Here is a 15,328-nt window from a genome sequence, read left to right as displayed (position 1 = left end):
GCCGGCGGCGCGGGATTGTTCCGGGGCCGCCGAAGCGCCCGAGCCGGAGGTGCCGGCACCCGCGCCGCCCTCGCCGGCCGGGCGGCCCCGGGGCACGGGCACGGTTTTCATATCCGGCAGCACGCCGGCGTCGGCCAGCACTTGGTTGGCCTCGTCGACCATGGCGCCGGCTTCGTCCATCACCACCCGCTCGAACAGTTTGAGCACGATCAGGCGGGCGCGGATATCCAGGGACAGCCGCTCCAGGCAGGCGGAGAAACACGCCGCCAGGTTGCGCGGCTCCAGGGGGTTGTTCCGTTCGGTGACGTCGACCTTGCTCTCGAACAGGTACTCGAGGCGGTGCTGGAAGGCGCGCAGGGCCTCGTCGTGGCCCTTGCGGGCGCGGCGGGCCAGGTTGTCCAGGGCGACAGTGGTTTCCAGCTCTTCGTGTTTGACCAACGCCAGGTCTTCCACCGCCACCTTGCCGGTGGCGCGCTCCCGGTCGTCCGGGGTGCGGGCGCTGTCCTGGAACAGATTGCCCAGCGCCTGCCGGAAGCCGGTCTCCAGGGCGCCGCGCTGCAGGCGCAGCTCGCGCATGGCATCGAAGTAGCGGTCGCGCTCGCTGTCGGTCTCTTTCTCGGCCAGATCGAACAGGGTGTCGTCGGCGCCGTCGAGCATGTCCGCCAGCAGTCCGCCGGCGCGCTCGGTAATGCGGTCACGCACGCGCTCAAGCGGCCTGGGCAGGCTCAGCGCGCGGCCTTTACCGCCTTCCAGCGGCTTGAGGCGGGTAACTTTGGACATGGCACACACCTTGGCGGCGACAAACGTGAACTACGAAGCCCACTACGAATTTCCGTACGAAGAGTACCTTAGCACCGCCCTGTGCCGAGAAGTTTGAACCAATCCGCGATTCGGGGAATATCTGGTAACACCGTACAAAGAACCGCGATCGGACTCAATCTGAACCGCTTCCCCTCACCGGTCAATTTCCCTACTCTGGCTATTTTACGGTTGACGGGGCGTGAAGGGCATGACCGAATTTGTTGACCTCCTAAAACAGATCAGCGGCCTGCTGTGGGGCTGGCCGGCGCTGATCCTGATCGCCGGCACCGGCATCTACCTGACCATCCGCCTGACGTTTCTGCCGATCCGCCGGCTGGGCTTCGGCTTCCGTCAGATCGTGGCGCCGGCCACCGGGGTGGGCACCATCGGCGCCGGCGCGGCGCTGGCCACCTCGCTATCGGCCACCATCGGCACCGGCAACATCGTCGGCGTGGCCACCGCGATCCACTCCGGCGGCCCCGGCGCGCTGGTGTGGATGTGGCTGATCGCCCTGGTGGGCATGGCCACCAAATACGCCGAGGCGGTGCTTGCCGTGCACTACCGGGAAAAAGACAGCCTCGGCCAGTACGTGGGCGGCCCGATGTACTACATCCGCAAGGGGCTGGGCGAGAACTGGGCCTGGCTGGCGCTGCTGTTCGCGGTGTTCGGCATGTTCGCCGGCTTCGGCATCGGCAACACCGTGCAGGCCAACTCCGTGGCCCACGGCCTCAACGACAGCTTCGGCGTGCCCACCTGGGCCACCGGCATAACCCTGGCGGTGCTGGTGGGCCTGGTGGTGCTGGGCGGCATGAAGCGCATCGCCAAAGTGGCCACCTTCATCGTGCCGTTCATGGCGCTGACCTACCTGCTGGCCGGCCTGTTCGTGCTGGCCGACCACGCCAGCGCCCTGCCCGCCGCCATCGCTCTGTGTTTCAACGACGCCTTCACCGGCACCGCCGCCGCCGGGGGCTTCGCCGGCGCCGCCGTGAAAGAGGCGATCCGCTTCGGCATGGCGCGCGGCATCTTCTCCAACGAAGCGGGCCTGGGCAGCGCGCCCATCGCCCACGCTTCCGCGCACACCGACCACCCCGCCCGCCAGGGCAGCATCGCCATGCTCGGCACCTTTATCGACACCATCGTGGTATGCTCCGTCACCGGTTTGGCCATCGTCGCCACCGGTGCCTGGACCAGCGGCGAGGAAGGCGCGCCGCTCTCCGCGCTGGCGTTTTCCAGCACCTTCGGCACCCTCGGCAACGCGGTGGTGGCCTGCGGCCTGGCGGTGTTCGCCTTCACCACCCTGCTGGGCTGGAGCCTCTACAGCGAGCGCTGCACCCAGTACCTGTTCGGCGATAAAGCCCTGCTGCCCTTCCGGATAGTCTGGGTGCTGGTGGTGCCGGTGGGCGCCATCGTCGGGCTGGACCTGGTGTGGGCCCTGGCGGACATCATGAATATTCTAATGGCGGTTCCCAACCTGATCGCGCTGCTGCTGCTGGCGCCGGTGGTGGTCCGCCTGAGCAACGAGTTCTTCAAAACGAATGGATAAAGACAGCACCCTGCCCGACTACGTCGGCGACCACCTGACCCGCGCGGTCGCCTTCGCCCTGGAAGAAGACCTGGGCGACGGCGACCTCACCGCCGGCCTGATCGCCGCGGACGACACCGCCACCGCCACCATCCTCACCCGCGAGGACGCGGTGCTGTGCGGCACCCCCTGGGCCGAGGAAGTGTTCCGCCAGCTCGGCGGCGTGAGCCTGGAATGGCACGCCAAGGACGGCGACCGGCTGACCGCCGGCGACGTGTTCTGCACGCTCACCGGCAACACCCGGCGCATCCTCACCGGCGAACGCACCGCCCTGAACTTCCTGCAGACCATGATGGCCACCGCCACCACCGCGCGCCGCTACGCCGACGCCGTGGCCGGCACCCGCGTGACCGTGCTCGACACCCGCAAAACCCTGCCCGCCCTGCGCGCCGCGCAGAAATACGCGGTGCTCTGCGGCGGCTGCCAGAATCACCGGGTGGGCCTCTACGACGCCTTCCTGATCAAGGAAAACCACATCACCGCCTGCGGCTCCATCACCGCCGCGATCCGCGCCGCCCGCGAACAGGGCCCCGGCAAGAAGATCATCATCGAGGTGGAAAACCTGGACGAACTGCGCGAAGCCGCCGCCCTCGCCCCGGACCAGATCATGCTCGACAACTTCACCCCGGAAATGCTGAAAACCGCCCTCGACCTGGCCGGGCAGAGCGCCCTGGAAGTGTCCGGCAACCGCACCCTGGACGACGTCAAAAACCTGCCCGGCGCCCGCGACCTGTTCCTGTCCTCCGGCGCGCTCACCAAGCATGTACAGGCCATCGACCTGTCGCTGCGGCTGGGCTGAGGGCAGGCCGAGCTTTGAGCGGACCGCGATGGCCTGAAATCACTGACGTCTTTTTCAGAGACGGCTGACAGCCATTCCGGGCCTCTTAATGACACCCTGGCTCCTCAGCGTATGGAGGCAGCCAGTGACAACGACGGAAGCATCCCAGCAAGACGACTACGACTCGCCCTGGAAATAAGCCATCGAGATAATGCTGGTCGATTTCATGGCGTTCTATTTTCCCGATGCCTGGCGGGCCATCGACTGGCAACAACCCCACCGCTTCCTGGATCAGGAGCTGCAGAAAATCGTGCCGGAGTCCGACACCGGGCGGCGCGTCGTCGACAAACTGGTGGAAGTAGCCCTGGTGCAGGGCGGCGACCAATGGATCCACCTGCACATCGAGATCCAAAGCAGTCGTGAATCCGGCTTCGCCGAACGCATGATGATTTACCACTACCGCATCTTCGACCGCTTCCGCCGGCCTGTGGCCAGCCTGGCCGTGCTGGCCGACAATCAGCCCGGCTGGCGGCCCGGTCCTTACCGGCAATCAACGCTCGGCTGCCAATGGATTCTGGATTTCCCCAACGCGAAGCTGCTCGATTACCGTCGGCGGGAGAAAGACCTCGCCGGCAGCGACAATCCCTTCGGCCTGGTCACCCTTGCTCACCTCCGCACCCAAGGCACCCGAAACCAGAGCGCACGGCGCTACCGGGCCAAATACCGCCTGATCCGGTTGCTCTATGGCAAGGGCTGGGCGAAAAGCCGTATTATTCAACTGTTACGCATCATCGACTGGCTCATGGCGCTGCCGCCGCACCTGGAACAAAGCCTGCGGCAACGAATCACCGCCATCGAAGGAGAAACTCACATGCAATACGTCACCAGCTTCGAACGCCTCGCTAAGCAGGACGGCGTGCAGCAAGGACAAGTCGAGTTGTTGATCCGCCAGCTCACGCATCGCTTCGGGCCTTTACCAGACGAGATACGCCCCCGCCTGGAGCGAGCCACACCTGCGGAGATTGAAACCTTGGCCGACCGCATATTGGAAGCCAACTCGCTGGAACAGGTTTTCGAGCAAAACTAACCAGCGGGTCGCGTTTAGTCGAGCTCCTGAGTGAGAAGGACCAGTTTGCCCTTCTTGAACTGCTTGATCTCACTGATGCCGTCAAGAATCTCCGCGCCGAGATTTCTACCACTCATTACGACATCACACTCATCGCCCTCCGCATGGGCAGTGGCCTCTTCAAGCCCCTGCTTGATGTGTTCGAACGCGCTTCTCATAAAGATATCTTTTGCGCCAACTCGGCCGATAAGCAATTAAACGCATAAAAGGTAGCCCAGCGAGCTGTCCCGATCAACACCGCGACCGGGCAAACGCAAGACCTGACCCTAATGCCAGGTCCCTCACCCTCCGAACCAAGCCATGCTATAAACGGTCCAATGAAGTAAGCACCGGCCAACCCGGCAAGGAGGCACCATGCACCGCATCGCCCTGATTACCCTCGCCGCCCTGCTCACCACCGCCTGCGCCTCATCCAAGCGCGTGGTGGTGGACAAGCAAGGGATCGACGAAGCCCAGTACCAGCAAGACCTCAGCGACTGCCGCGCCGTCGCCGACGAAGTCAGCACCGGCCGCGACGCCGCCGAAGGCGCCGCCGGCGGTGCCGTGATCGGCGGCATCCTGGGCGCCATCTTCGGCAACTCCGGCACCGCCGGACGCATGGCCGGCGGCGGCGCCGTGATCGGTGCCGCCGGCAAAGCCGGGGACGCGGAGCAGGAGAAGAGTCAGGTGGTTAAAAATTGTATGCGGGGGCGGGGTTATCGGGTGTTGAACTAAGCCGCTACCAGCGGGTGCGCGTGCTTGAGTTTGGCGGCCAAGCGTTCGCTATGCTTGGCCAGCCATAGATCGTTTATAACCTGCAAGTTAAGCCAGAATTCCGGAGTAGTGCCCAGCACCTTTGACAGCAGGAACGCGGTTTCGGCGGTCACGCCACGCCGATTACCACACAGCTCGTTCACCGTTTTCCGGCTCACGCCCATGGCTTTGGCGAGCCGCCCCTGAGAGATACCCAACGGAGCAAGAAACTCTTCTTTGAGCATCATTCCAACACTGGTGGGCTGACGAGCGGGCACTCTTAATGTTTCAGCCATACTTCACCTCTCACCTGTACACGTGGGCGTCCAGATAGACGCCGCTCGCAACCCCTGCCTTCCATTGGAAGATCACGGCCAACTGTGGCCTGTATCGATACATGTTACAACCGATGAAGCCCAGTACCAGCAAGACCTGACCCTACTGCCATTGGCATAATATGCCAATGGCGATATGCTACGACAAACCGTCCCGACAGGAGCCTTTCCATGCCGACACGCAACGTCGTGCTTAGCGATTCTCAACATGCCTTGGTCGAACGCCTGGTGCAGTCAGGTCGCTATCAAAATGCCAGCGAGGTGCTGCGTGAAGGCCTTCGCATTATCGAGCAACGCGACCAGCGGGAAGCGGTCAAGCTTCAGGTCCTGAAAGAGGCAGCCGCCAAAGGCTGGGCGGATATTGGCGCCGGCCAGTACGACGATGTGGCGGACGACCAGCTTGATGACTACATCGGCCAACTGGGGCTGGCCGCCACTCGGGATCAAACGGCGAATTAAGTGCATTATCGGCTTTCCGCCGCGGCGCGAGCGGACATCATCGACATTCTGGCCTGGACTCACGAGCAGTTCGGAGAAGCGGCCAGAAAGCGTTACGAGGCGCTCATCGTGACCGGGCTGCGCGATATTGCCCACCAGCCCGCCAGACCAGGCAGCCTGGAGCGGCCCGAGCTGGGCGAGGAGGTTCACTCCTGGCACTTGGCGTTGAGCCGGGACCGGGCTCGGATGGACACCGGTATCGTGCGACGCCCCCGACATTTCCTGATCTACCGCCGGCTGGACAGTGAGTGCGTTGTCGTCGGGCGCGTACTGCACGACGCCATGGAACTGGCACACCATCTCGACCCTGATCAGGTCCGGGAGTAACGCCCTCGCTACCGCGCCAAAGCGGCAACTAGCCCGGATCACCTAAACGCCGGCTAAGGCTCTGACAGCTCATGAGGGGCAAAACGCAAGACCTGACCCCACCCGCTCTGTATGGTCACCCTTGCTCATCTGCGCACCCAAGGCACCCGCAACCAGAGCGCGCGGCGCTACCGCGCCAAATACCGCCTGATTCGGTTGCTCTATGGCAAGGGATGGGCGAAAAGCCGTATTATTCAACTGTTACGCATCATCGACTGGCTCATGGCGCTGCCGCCGCACCTGGAACAAAGCCTGCGGCTCCGCCTCACCGCCATCGAAGGAGAGAGTCACATGCAATACGTTACCAGCTTCGAGCGACTCGCTAAGGAAGAAGGCGTACAGCAAGGTGTGCAGCAGGGTCGAGCAGGACTGCTAATCCATTTACTTACGCATCGCTTCGGCCCGTTACCGGAGGACACGCATCAGCGCCTGGAACAGGCCACCGCCGAGGAGATAGACGTCTGGGCCGACCGGGTACTGGAAGCCAATTCGCTGGACCAGGTTTTCGACAACAAGTAGGTCGATGTCTACCCGGTAGGTCGGATTAGCCCAGCGTAATCCGACCCTCTCCATCTCCACCAGCGCACCCTCGCCGCCCTGCTCACCACCGGCCGCGACGCCGCCGAAGGCGCCGTCGGGGGGCAGGCTGCCGGCAAAGCCGGGGACGCGGAGCAGGAGAAGAGCCAGGTGGTTAAGAACTGTATGCGCGGGCGGGGTTATCGGGTGTTGAACTGACCACCATGACCTGAAATCACCGACGTCTTTTTCAGAGACGGCTGACAGCCAATCCCACCCTCTTAATGACACCCTGCCTCCTCAACGCATGGAGGCAGCCTGTGACAACAACGGAAGAATCCCAGCAAGACGACTACGACTCGCCCTGGAAAGAAGCCATCGAGATAATGCTGGCCGATTTCATGCCGCTCTATTTTCCTGATGCCTGGCGGGCCATCGACTGGCAACAGCCCCACCGCTTCCTGGACCAGGAGCTGCAGAAAATCGTGCCGGAATCCCACACCGGAAGGCGTGTGGTGGACAAGCTCGTCGAAGTGGCTCTGGTGAGCGGGGGCGAGCAGTGGATCCACCTGCACATTGAGATCCAGAGCAGTCCTGAATCCGGCTTCGCCGAGCGCATGATGATTTACCATTACCGGATCTTCGATCGCTTCCGCCGGCCGGTGGCCAGCCTAGCCGTGCTGGCCGACCGTCGGGGCGGTTGGCGTCCCGGGCCTTATCGGCAATCAGTGCTTGGTTGCCACTGGACGCTAGACTTCCCCAGTGTGAAGCTGCTTGATTACCGTTCCCGCGAACAGACTTTGGCCGGTAGCGACAATCCGTTCGGGTTGGTCACCCTGGCGCACCTGCAGACTCAGCGCACACGCAACCAGAGCGCTCAGCGCTATCACGCCAAATATCGCCTGATCCGGCTGCTCTATGGCCAGCGCCGGGAAAAACACCGTATTATTCAATTATTACGCGTCATCGACTGGCTGATGGCGCTGCCGCCCAACCTGGAGAAAGATCTTGGGCAACGCCTAACCGCCATCGAAGGAGAGAAACACATGCAATACATCACCAGTTTCGAGCGCCTCGCCCGCGAAGAAGGCGTACAGCAAGGTATGCAGCAAGGTGTTCAGCAGGGTGTGCAGCAGGGCCAAGCCAAGCTACTAATCCGTCTGCTCAATCACCGCTTCGGCCCCTTGCCTGACGACGTGCATCAGCGCCTGGAGCAGGCCACCACCGAGGAAATAGACGTCTGGGCTGGCCGGGTACTGGAAGCCAATTCGCTGGACCAGGTTTTCGACAACAAGTAGGTCGATGTCTATCCGCCAGGTCGAATTGCAGCGTAAGCCGACCCTCTCCTATTTTCATCACCGCGCCCTCGCCGCCCTGCTCACCACCGCCTGCGCCTCATCCAAGCGCGTGGTGGTGGACAAGCAAGGGATTGACGAAGCCCAGTATCAGCAAGACCTCAGCGACTGCCGCGCCATCGCCGCCGGTGGCGCCATCTTCGGCGACTCCGGTACCGCCGGACGCATGGCCGGCGGCGGCGCCGTAATCGGCGCGGCCGGCAAAGCCCAGGACGCGGAGCAGGAGAAGAGTCAGGTGGTTAAGAACTGTATGCGGGGGGCGGGCTTATCGGGTGTTGAACTGAAGACGAGCGGCGAACTTTTAAGAAATTGGGTAGATTAGAAGGTGAATCGAAAGCGCCTGCAAAAAAGTAAAGGCTGAGGGTTTATAGGCACTCTAGACAGGTTTTAGTAAGTGTCCACTAAGCGTCTCGTGGAAGCAAGCAAGCCCTGAACCCGTCATCCCACCTTCTCCCCATATTCTATCTATACAAAAGAAAGCCCTCTATCAGAGGGCCTCCTTTAAATCTCTGTAACTTGCCAAAACGTTCCTTACGGAGACGGAGCAGCGGCGGCCGCGTTACGGCAGTTAGCAGGGAAAAACTTAGCAACCCCTGCGTCAGAGACAGAACAATCCCAGCCAATCGCCCCAGCGTAACCAGTCGTAACGGCGGTAGTTGAGCCAGCTTCGACCGGGCTAAAGGTGACGGTTGCGCCATCAAGATCGGCGTCATTTGTACCCTGGACTACAACGTCAATCACACCACTAGTGATGGTCACGCTTTTCACATAATCGGAAGTGATGTTGGCAGGAGTAGCATCAACTCCTGCAGCGGCGTTATTGGCCGGCAGGGTACCTGTTGACTGGAAAGTTTCAGTAACGGCTGTTTTTGCAGCGGCCGCGTACCCGATTACTTCGCTCATTTTGGCGCGCTTAGTGTAATCCTGATAGGCCGGGAGAGCCACGGCTGCCAGAATACCAATGATCGCAACTACGATCATCAGTTCGATAAGCGTAAAACCCTTCTGCACTTGTTTCATTTCGGAATCTCCAGAGTCGAAACTTTATTATGTGCTCACCCCCGAGGCGAGCGCCTGCACCAGACCTATGCAGCTATTGGGCCAACTTTCACGCGCCGGGTTTGCGCCTCTGGAGGTCACTTTCCCCACCAAACCGCTGCCGTTTTTTGTCAGGCGCTGACAAAGAGCGTCACCCTTTGTGACCCTTTATGACCAAATCCGTCAGTTAAGGTGGCAATGCAACTAATGGGGCCAACCCCTTGATCGCAGGCTCTTTACAGCCGCCGGGAAGGCTGCCAATCTGCTTCGGGGGTAAGTATAAATAACCATGATCACTTCTTATGAATAGTTCCGCAGCGTCTTTAAGCGGCCTGGCCCGCCGTCTTGTAAAGGAAGGCCACCTTTCCATGGAAGCGGCCCAGACCGCCGCCACCGAAGCGCGGCAAGCAAGGGTCGCTCTGGTCCACCATCTGGTGGCGGGCGGCCATGTCAGCGCGGCCGTGGTCGCACGCTCCGCTGCTGAGGAGTTCGGCGATCCCCTGATCGATCTGAACACCTTCTCCAAAGAGATGATGGTGAAGGACTTGGTTGATCCGAAGCTGATCACCAAGCACACCATCCTCCCCCTGCTACGGCGCGGCAGCCGTTTGTTCGTGGCGGTTTCCGATCCCACCAACCTACCGGCCCTGGAAGAAATACGCTTTAACACCGGGTTGAATGTGGAAACGGTAATCGCCGAAGACGATAAGCTGCGGCGCTGGATCGATCAGCTTGAGTCCGAGCAGGAAGGCAAGGCGTTCGACGATCTGGATGATGATCTCGACAACCTGGAAACGGCCAGTGCGGACGCGGATGCTTCAGGCACTGAAGACGCAGCCGCGGGCTCCGATGACGCGCCTATCGTGCGCTTCGTGAATAAGCTGCTACTGGACGCCATCAAGGGAGGCGCCTCGGACCTGCATTTCGAGCCCTATGAAAAGACCTACCGGGTGAGGTTTCGTCAAGATGGCATTCTGGAGACGGTGGCGAAGCCACCGATCACCACCGCCAGCAAGTTGGCCGCGCGCCTTAAAGTGATGGCGCGCATGGACATTTCCGAGCGCCGGGTGCCCCAGGACGGCCGCATCAAGCTGAAGATTTCCAAGACCCGGGCCATCGATTTCCGGGTTAACACCTGCCCCACCCTCTATGGTGAGAAGATCGTGCTGCGGATCCTGGACGCGGAAAGCGCCAAGATGGGCATCGATCACCTGGGCTACGAGGAAGAGCAAAAGAAGATGTACATGGATGCCCTGAGCAAGCCTCAAGGCATGATTCTGGTTACCGGCCCTACCGGCTCAGGCAAGACCGTGTCTCTTTACACCGGTGTAAACATCCTCAATACCCCGGAGCGCAATATTTCCACAGCGGAAGATCCGGTGGAGATCAACCTGGAGGGGGTCAACCAGGTCAATGTGAACCCCAAGCAGGGCATGGAGTTTTCCACCGCCCTGCGTGCCTTCCTGCGCCAGGACCCGGACATCATCCTGGTGGGGGAAATTCGGGACCTGGAGACCGCCGAGATCGCGGTGAAGGCGGCGCAGACCGGCCACCTGGTGCTCTCCACACTGCACACCAACAGCGCCCCGGAGACGCTGACCCGGCTGCGCAATATGGGGGTGCCCTCGTTCAACATCGCCACCTCGGTGATTCTGATTATCGCCCAGCGGCTGGCCCGGCGGCTGTGCGAGCACTGCAAGGAGCCGGTGGATGTGCCCAAGCAATCGCTGGTTGAGATGGGTTTCACGGACGAGGACATCCAATCCGGGTTTACTGTGTACGGCCCCAGTGGCAAAGGCTGCGAGAAGTGCAAAGGCGGCTACAAGGGGCGCGTGGGGGTTTATGAGGTAGTCCGCATCACCGACGGCATTGCGCGCATTATCATGGAGGAAGGCAATTCCATCCAGATTGGCGACCAGTGCCGCAAAGAGGGGTTCAACGATCTGTACCGTTCCGGCCTGATCAAGGTCATGCACGGCGTCACCAGTCTTGAGGAAGTGAGCCGGGTGACCAGCGGGCACTAAACTATTATAGGTTTCGGTGGGTCAGGGTTTCGACTATGGCAAAAACAGCGACAGCACAAAAACCGGCGACCTTCACCTATGAAGGCATCGACCGCAAAGGCAGCAAAGTAAAGGGGGAGATCACCGGCAAGGGGCCAGCACTGGTGCGCGCCGAGTTGCGCAAGCAGGGCATTCAGGCCAAGAAGGTGGTCAAGAAACGTGAGATATCCCTGGGCGGGAAGAAAAAGATCAAGCCCATGGATATCGCACTTTTCACACGCCAGATGGCAACCATGATGAAAGCGGGTGTGCCGTTGGTTCAGGCTTTTGAAATTGTTTCGGATGGCCTGGAGAACCCGTCCATGCGGGAGGTGGTTCTCAAACTGAAAGCCGATGTGGAAAGCGGCAACAACTTCGCTGGCGCTCTTCGTCAGCACCCACGCCTCTTCGATGACCTCTATTGCAGCCTGATCGAGTCCGGTGAAGCCTCCGGCTCATTGGAGACTATGCTGGATCGGGTGGCGCTATACAAAGAGAAAACCGAAGCCCTGAAGCAAAAGATCAAGAAAGCGGTGAAGTACCCTATCGCCGTTATTTGTGTAGCCGTAGTGGTTACGGGCATCCTTCTAGTCAAGGTGGTTCCGACATTCCAAGAGCTGTTTGAAGGATTCGGCGCGGAGCTTCCTGCCTTCACTCAGTTCGTGATTGGCTTGTCCGAAGGTCTCCAGGCAAATTTTTTGATGGTTCTGGTTGTGGCCGCAGCTCTGATTATTGGTTTTGTGGAAGCTCGCAAGCGATCGCAAGGCTTTCATGATGCCGTGGACCGAGCATTGCTTCGCCTCCCAGTGGTCGGCCCGATTACCCACAAGGCCACAGTCGCCCGTTTCGCACGCACGCTGTCCACCACCTTCGCTGCCGGCGTGCCGCTAATCGAAGCGTTGGATGCCTGTGCCGGCGCCACCGGCAATGTGGTTTACCGGAAAGCCGTACTTCAGGTTAAAGAAGACGTGGCCACAGGCCAGCAGCTTCAATTCGCCATGCGCTCAACCGGTGTATTCCCGGCTATGGCATTGCAGATGACCGCCATTGGTGAGGAATCCGGCGCCCTCGATGCCATGCTGGGCAAAGTGGCCACCTACTACGAAGACGAAGTAGACAACCTGGTGGACGGTCTCACCAGTATGCTAGAACCAATGATCATGGCTATCCTCGGCGTACTCATCGGTGGCCTAATCATCGCGATGTACCTGCCCATCTTCCAGCTCGGCGCGGTGGTTTAACGGTGCTGCTTCTCGACTACCTGGCGGCCAACCCGGCCGCCCTGATCCTGGTTTGCGTGTTGTTCGGCCTGCTGGTGGGCAGCTTCCTGAACGTGGTGATCCACCGCATTCCCAAGATGATGGAGGCCACCTGGCGTCAGGAGGCGCGCGAGTTGCTGGAGCAGCCCGCGCCCAAAGGGGAAGAGACCCCGCCCATCTTCAACCTGGTAACGCCCGGTTCCCACTGCCCGCACTGCAATCATCGCATCCGCTGGTACGAGAACGTGCCGGTGGTGAGCTGGGCGCTGCTCAAGGGCCGCTGCAGCGGCTGTAAGGCGGCGATCAGCAAGCGTTATCCGATCATCGAGCTGCTCACCGCGCTGGTGGCGGGCCTGTGCGCCTGGCGCTTCGGTTACGATCCCTGGTTGATCTTCATGCTGTACGGCAGCTTTACGCTGCTGGCCCTGGCGGTGATTGATCTGGACACCACCCTGTTGCCGGACGATCTCACCTACCCGCTGCTGTGGGCGGGCCTGCTGGCGGCGGTGCTGGGCATCTCGCCGGTGAGCCTGTCCGACGCGGTGATCGGGGCCATGGCCGGCTATCTGGCGCTGTGGAGTCTGTATTGGGTGTTCAAGCTGCTCACCGGCAAGGAAGGCATGGGCTACGGTGACTTCAAGCTGCTCGCCGCCCTGGGCGCCTGGCTGGGCTGGCAGTATCTGCCGGTGGTGGTGTTGCTGTCGTCGGTGGTGGGCCTGGTGTTCGCGGTGTCGATGATGGCCAGCGGCAGCATGAAACGGGATCAGGGGATTCCGTTCGGGCCCTATCTGGCGATCGCCGGGTGGATCGCCTTGCTTTGGGGTGAGGCGATTGTGAGCTCCTACCTGGGGCTGTTTAACCTCGGGTAGCGGTCAATCCCACCGAACGCGCTTCTCTGGTATCCTGCCGGCCGGCTTTGCCGGCCTTTCGCGGGCTGGGCCCGCTCCCACAAGGCCCGTTCCCACAAGGCCCGTTCCCACAAACACGCTCAGATTGCGGAGTCCCTATGTTTGTTGTCGGCCTGACCGGCGGTATCGGCAGCGGCAAGACCGCGGCCACGGATCATCTGGCGCGGCGCGGTGTGACCATTGTCGACGCGGACCTGGCGTCGCGGGCGGTGGTGGCGCCGGGCGAGCCGGCGCTGGACGCTATCGTCGACCGGTTCGGCGCGGTGCTGCAGGACGACGGTAGTCTGGACCGCCGTGCGCTGCGCGATATCGTGTTCAGCGACGAGCAGGCGCGCCGCGATCTGGAGGCGATCACCCACCCGACCATCGGCCGTGAGCTCTACCGGCAGATCCACACCAGCGATTCGCCCTACACGGTGCTGGTGTCGCCGCTGCTGCTCGAGGGTAGCCAGAAAGAGATGGTGCACCGTATCCTGGTGATCGACGTGCCGCCGGAGCTTCAGGTGGCGCGTACCGTGGCGCGGGATACCGTGCCCGAGACGCAGGTGCAGGCGATCATGCGCGCCCAGATGGACCGCGAGCGCCGCCTGGCGGCGGCCCACGACGTGGTGGAGAACCACGGCCCGCTGCGGCACCTGCATGAGCGGCTCGACGCCTTACATGAAACGTATTTGGAACTCGCGCAACGACATGGCGGATAACGAACAGCCCACCCGTATTTACCCCTGCCCGCAATGCCGGAAACCCTCACGCTGGGACGACAACCCCTGGCGGCCGTTCTGCTCGGAGCGCTGCAAGCTGATCGACCTGGGCGACTGGGCGTCGGAGCGCCACGCGATTCCCGGCGAGCCCACCGACCCGATGGATGATTTCGATAACCTGAGCTGAGGGTATCGGATAGGGCTCTGGGATCCTGCCGGCCGGCTTTGCCGGCCTTTCGCGGGCTGAGCCCGCTCCCACAAGGCCGCTCCCACAAACAGGCTGCCTACCAAAAGGCGCGGATACCGGCGGTGCCGAAGGCGCCGTTGTGGAGCGCTGTGTCCAGGTCTTGCGGGGTGACGCCGCCGAGGGCGTAGAACACCAGTGGTTTGCCTTCCACCAGGGCGCGGAAGCGGTCCCAGCCGAGGGGGTGGGCGTCCGGGTGCGTGGGGGTGGCGTGGACCGGGGAGAGGGTGGCCATTTGCGCGCCCCACTCTACCGCTTGGGCGATTTCCTGTTCGTTGTGGCAAGAGGCGGAGAGGATGCCTGGGTAGTTTTGGAGGGCCTGTTCAGGGTCTCTGGGATCCTGCCGGCCGGCTTCGCCGGCCTTTCGCGGGCTGGGCCCGCTCCCACAAGTCAGGTGGAGGCCGAAGGCGTGTTCGCGGGTGGCGAGGTGGGCGTCGTCGCGGATCCAGAAGCGGACGCCGCGCTGGCGGCAGCGGGCGGCGAGCTCGGGGAGCGCGTCGCTTTGCGACCATTGCCGCAGGTAGAGACCCTGGCTGTCGGGGTCGAGCCGGTCGATGCCGGCGAGCACGTCCTGGTAATGGAGCCCTTCCGGGGGAATCACCAGCTGCCGGGGCAGTTTGAGGGCGGTGACCACCGGCTGGTTGGCGGCGGGGAACTGGCGGCTGGAAAGCTCGTGCAGCGGCACCCACTCCACCGGCTGGCCTTCGCGGCCGTGGGGCTCGCCGGTGTAAGCGGTTACTTCGCGGAAATGCAGCGTCACGCGCAGGTCCGGGTAGCGGTGGCGCACGGTCATGAAGGGCTGGGAGCGGGCCGCTTTCATGCCCAGTTCTTCGTCCAACTCCCTGGCCAGGGCCCGCTCCAGGGGCTCGCCCTCCTCCACTTTGCCGCCGGGAAACTCCCAAAGGCCGCCCTGGTGTTTATGCTCCGGGCGACGGCTCAGGCAGAGGCGATCTCGCCGATCACGGATGATGGCGGCTACGACGGTTATTTCGGGGAGAGATTCAGACATAGGCTCGGTGTCGGGGTGTGTCTCTTGGGAGCGGGCCC

19 protein-coding genes are annotated in these 15,328 nt (G+C 62.1%); 14 read left to right on the top strand and 5 right to left on the bottom strand.

The genetic code is table 11. The features are described 5' to 3' along the window. Positions 1-780: DUF1631 family protein (locus ISO4_RS03175; RefSeq protein WP_194855116.1), on the bottom strand; the 780-nt coding region annotated here is incomplete at its 3' end. Positions 781-1,009: 229 nt separating this feature from the next. Here ISO4_RS03175 and ISO4_RS03170 point away from each other — a divergent pair. The 3 genes from ISO4_RS03170 to ISO4_RS03160 all read left to right on the top strand — a co-directional run bounded on the left by ISO4_RS03170 (position 1,010) and on the right by ISO4_RS03160 (position 4,248). Next, entirely contained in the window at positions 1,010-2,344 is a 1,335-nt protein-coding gene (locus ISO4_RS03170) for an alanine/glycine:cation symporter family protein (protein ID WP_194855115.1), read from the top strand. Then, positions 2,337-3,182 carry a carboxylating nicotinate-nucleotide diphosphorylase gene (gene nadC / locus ISO4_RS03165; RefSeq protein ID WP_194855114.1) on the top strand — a complete coding sequence of 282 codons (846 nt, stop codon included), beginning with the start codon at positions 2,337-2,339 and terminating at the stop codon, positions 3,180-3,182. Before ISO4_RS03170 ends, nadC begins: the two co-directional genes overlap by 8 nt. Positions 3,183-3,372: 190 nt before the next feature. Next, positions 3,373-4,248 carry a DUF4351 domain-containing protein gene (locus ISO4_RS03160; RefSeq protein WP_228547878.1) on the top strand — a complete coding sequence of 292 codons (876 nt, stop codon included), beginning with the start codon at positions 3,373-3,375 and terminating at the stop codon, positions 4,246-4,248. Between the two features lie 14 nt (positions 4,249-4,262). Here ISO4_RS03160 and ISO4_RS16940 read toward each other — a convergent pair whose 3' ends face one another. Continuing rightward, positions 4,263-4,445, bottom strand: a complete 183-nt coding sequence (locus ISO4_RS16940) for a hypothetical protein (RefSeq protein WP_202552927.1) — start codon at positions 4,443-4,445, stop codon at positions 4,263-4,265. A 196-nt stretch (positions 4,446-4,641) separates the two neighbouring features. On the opposite strand from ISO4_RS16940, the gene ISO4_RS03150 reads away from it, so the two are divergent. Beyond that, positions 4,642-5,001 (top strand): glycine zipper family protein, encoded by a 360-nt coding sequence (locus ISO4_RS03150; RefSeq protein WP_142948066.1) that lies wholly within the window; start codon positions 4,642-4,644, stop codon positions 4,999-5,001. Here ISO4_RS03150 and ISO4_RS03145 read toward each other — a convergent pair. Further along, positions 4,998-5,315: a HigA family addiction module antitoxin gene (locus ISO4_RS03145; protein WP_142948065.1), complete on the bottom strand. Its 318-nt coding sequence runs from the start codon at positions 5,313-5,315 to the stop codon at positions 4,998-5,000. The genes ISO4_RS03150 and ISO4_RS03145 overlap by 4 nt on opposite strands. Positions 5,316-5,525: 210 nt before the next feature. On the opposite strand from ISO4_RS03145, the gene ISO4_RS03140 reads away from it, so the two are divergent. The 5 genes from ISO4_RS03140 to ISO4_RS03120 all read left to right on the top strand — a co-directional run bounded on the left by ISO4_RS03140 (position 5,526) and on the right by ISO4_RS03120 (position 8,411). Next, positions 5,526-5,813, top strand: coding sequence for a type II toxin-antitoxin system ParD family antitoxin (locus tag ISO4_RS03140; protein WP_067609717.1), 288 nt, complete (start codon positions 5,526-5,528; stop codon positions 5,811-5,813). Next, a complete protein-coding gene (locus ISO4_RS03135) occupies positions 5,814-6,179 on the top strand; it encodes a type II toxin-antitoxin system RelE/ParE family toxin (protein ID WP_194855113.1) in 366 nt (121 codons plus the stop codon). A gap of 111 nt (positions 6,180-6,290) precedes the next feature. Further along, positions 6,291-6,737, top strand: a complete 447-nt coding sequence (locus ISO4_RS03130; RefSeq protein ID WP_194855112.1) for a DUF4351 domain-containing protein — start codon at positions 6,291-6,293, stop codon at positions 6,735-6,737. 317 nt (positions 6,738-7,054) lie between these two features. Next, the gene (locus tag ISO4_RS03125) at positions 7,055-8,032 is read left to right on the top strand and encodes a DUF4351 domain-containing protein (RefSeq protein ID WP_323745328.1); all 978 of its coding nucleotides are present in this window, start codon (positions 7,055-7,057) and stop codon (positions 8,030-8,032) included. A 4-nt stretch (positions 8,033-8,036) separates the two neighbouring features. Further along, positions 8,037-8,411: a hypothetical protein gene (locus ISO4_RS03120; RefSeq protein WP_228547877.1), complete on the top strand. Its 375-nt coding sequence runs from the start codon at positions 8,037-8,039 to the stop codon at positions 8,409-8,411. Positions 8,412-8,620: 209 nt separating this feature from the next. Here ISO4_RS03120 and ISO4_RS17150 read toward each other — a convergent pair whose 3' ends face one another. After that, a complete protein-coding gene (locus ISO4_RS17150; protein WP_194855110.1) occupies positions 8,621-9,109 on the bottom strand; it encodes a pilin in 489 nt (162 codons plus the stop codon). A gap of 320 nt (positions 9,110-9,429) precedes the next feature. On the opposite strand from ISO4_RS17150, the gene pilB reads away from it, so the two are divergent. The 5 genes from pilB (at position 9,430) to ISO4_RS03090 (ending at position 14,224) form a co-directional block, all read left to right on the top strand. After that, positions 9,430-11,151 (top strand): type IV-A pilus assembly ATPase PilB, encoded by a 1,722-nt coding sequence (gene pilB, locus ISO4_RS03110; RefSeq protein WP_194855109.1) that lies wholly within the window; start codon positions 9,430-9,432, stop codon positions 11,149-11,151. A gap of 35 nt (positions 11,152-11,186) precedes the next feature. Continuing rightward, entirely contained in the window at positions 11,187-12,410 is a 1,224-nt protein-coding gene (locus ISO4_RS03105) for a type II secretion system F family protein (RefSeq protein ID WP_194855108.1), read from the top strand. 2 nt (positions 12,411-12,412) lie between these two features. Further along, the gene (locus ISO4_RS03100; protein WP_194855107.1) at positions 12,413-13,297 is read left to right on the top strand and encodes a prepilin peptidase; all 885 of its coding nucleotides are present in this window, start codon (positions 12,413-12,415) and stop codon (positions 13,295-13,297) included. 137 nt (positions 13,298-13,434) lie between these two features. Beyond that, on the top strand, positions 13,435-14,037 hold the full coding sequence (gene coaE / locus ISO4_RS03095; RefSeq protein WP_194855106.1) for a dephospho-CoA kinase: 603 nt from the start codon (positions 13,435-13,437) through the stop codon (positions 14,035-14,037). Further along, positions 14,027-14,224 carry a DNA gyrase inhibitor YacG gene (locus ISO4_RS03090; RefSeq protein WP_142948178.1) on the top strand — a complete coding sequence of 66 codons (198 nt, stop codon included), beginning with the start codon at positions 14,027-14,029 and terminating at the stop codon, positions 14,222-14,224. Before coaE ends, ISO4_RS03090 begins: the two co-directional genes overlap by 11 nt. Positions 14,225-14,321: 97 nt before the next feature. On the opposite strand, the gene ISO4_RS03085 is transcribed toward ISO4_RS03090, so the two are convergent. Continuing rightward, complete coding sequence (locus ISO4_RS03085; RefSeq protein ID WP_194855105.1) at positions 14,322-15,290, bottom strand: Nudix family hydrolase; 969 nt, start codon at positions 15,288-15,290, stop codon at positions 14,322-14,324. Positions 15,291-15,328 lie beyond the last annotated feature (38 nt).

This window comes from Alloalcanivorax venustensis ISO4 (assembly GCF_015356855.1).
Lineage (GTDB): Bacteria > Pseudomonadota > Gammaproteobacteria > Pseudomonadales > Alcanivoracaceae > Alloalcanivorax > Alloalcanivorax venustensis.
This window is presented reverse-complemented; position numbering and strand designations above follow the sequence as displayed.

What these genes read in the sequence shown, in the direction of transcription:
- ISO4_RS03170 (WP_194855115.1), top strand. Translation starts at nt 1,010, where the DNA reads ATGACCGAATTTGTTGACCTCCTAAAACAGATCAGCGGCCTGCTGTGG.
- nadC (WP_194855114.1), top strand. Translation starts at nt 2,337, where the DNA reads ATGGATAAAGACAGCACCCTGCCCGACTACGTCGGCGACCACCTGACC.
- ISO4_RS03160 (WP_228547878.1), top strand. Translation starts at nt 3,373, where the DNA reads ATGCTGGTCGATTTCATGGCGTTCTATTTTCCCGATGCCTGGCGGGCC.
- ISO4_RS16940 (WP_202552927.1), bottom strand. Translation starts at nt 4,445, where the DNA reads ATGAGAAGCGCGTTCGAACACATCAAGCAGGGGCTTGAAGAGGCCACT.
- ISO4_RS03150 (WP_142948066.1), top strand. Translation starts at nt 4,642, where the DNA reads ATGCACCGCATCGCCCTGATTACCCTCGCCGCCCTGCTCACCACCGCC.
- ISO4_RS03145 (WP_142948065.1), bottom strand. Translation starts at nt 5,315, where the DNA reads ATGGCTGAAACATTAAGAGTGCCCGCTCGTCAGCCCACCAGTGTTGGA.
- ISO4_RS03140 (WP_067609717.1), top strand. Translation starts at nt 5,526, where the DNA reads ATGCCGACACGCAACGTCGTGCTTAGCGATTCTCAACATGCCTTGGTC.
- ISO4_RS03130 (WP_194855112.1), top strand. Translation starts at nt 6,291, where the DNA reads ATGGTCACCCTTGCTCATCTGCGCACCCAAGGCACCCGCAACCAGAGC.
- ISO4_RS03120 (WP_228547877.1), top strand. Translation starts at nt 8,037, where the DNA reads ATGTCTATCCGCCAGGTCGAATTGCAGCGTAAGCCGACCCTCTCCTAT.
- ISO4_RS17150 (WP_194855110.1), bottom strand. Translation starts at nt 9,109, where the DNA reads ATGAAACAAGTGCAGAAGGGTTTTACGCTTATCGAACTGATGATCGTA.
- pilB (WP_194855109.1), top strand. Translation starts at nt 9,430, where the DNA reads ATGAATAGTTCCGCAGCGTCTTTAAGCGGCCTGGCCCGCCGTCTTGTA.
- ISO4_RS03105 (WP_194855108.1), top strand. Translation starts at nt 11,187, where the DNA reads ATGGCAAAAACAGCGACAGCACAAAAACCGGCGACCTTCACCTATGAA.
- coaE (WP_194855106.1), top strand. Translation starts at nt 13,435, where the DNA reads ATGTTTGTTGTCGGCCTGACCGGCGGTATCGGCAGCGGCAAGACCGCG.
- ISO4_RS03090 (WP_142948178.1), top strand. Translation starts at nt 14,027, where the DNA reads ATGGCGGATAACGAACAGCCCACCCGTATTTACCCCTGCCCGCAATGC.
- ISO4_RS03085 (WP_194855105.1), bottom strand. Translation starts at nt 15,290, where the DNA reads ATGTCTGAATCTCTCCCCGAAATAACCGTCGTAGCCGCCATCATCCGT.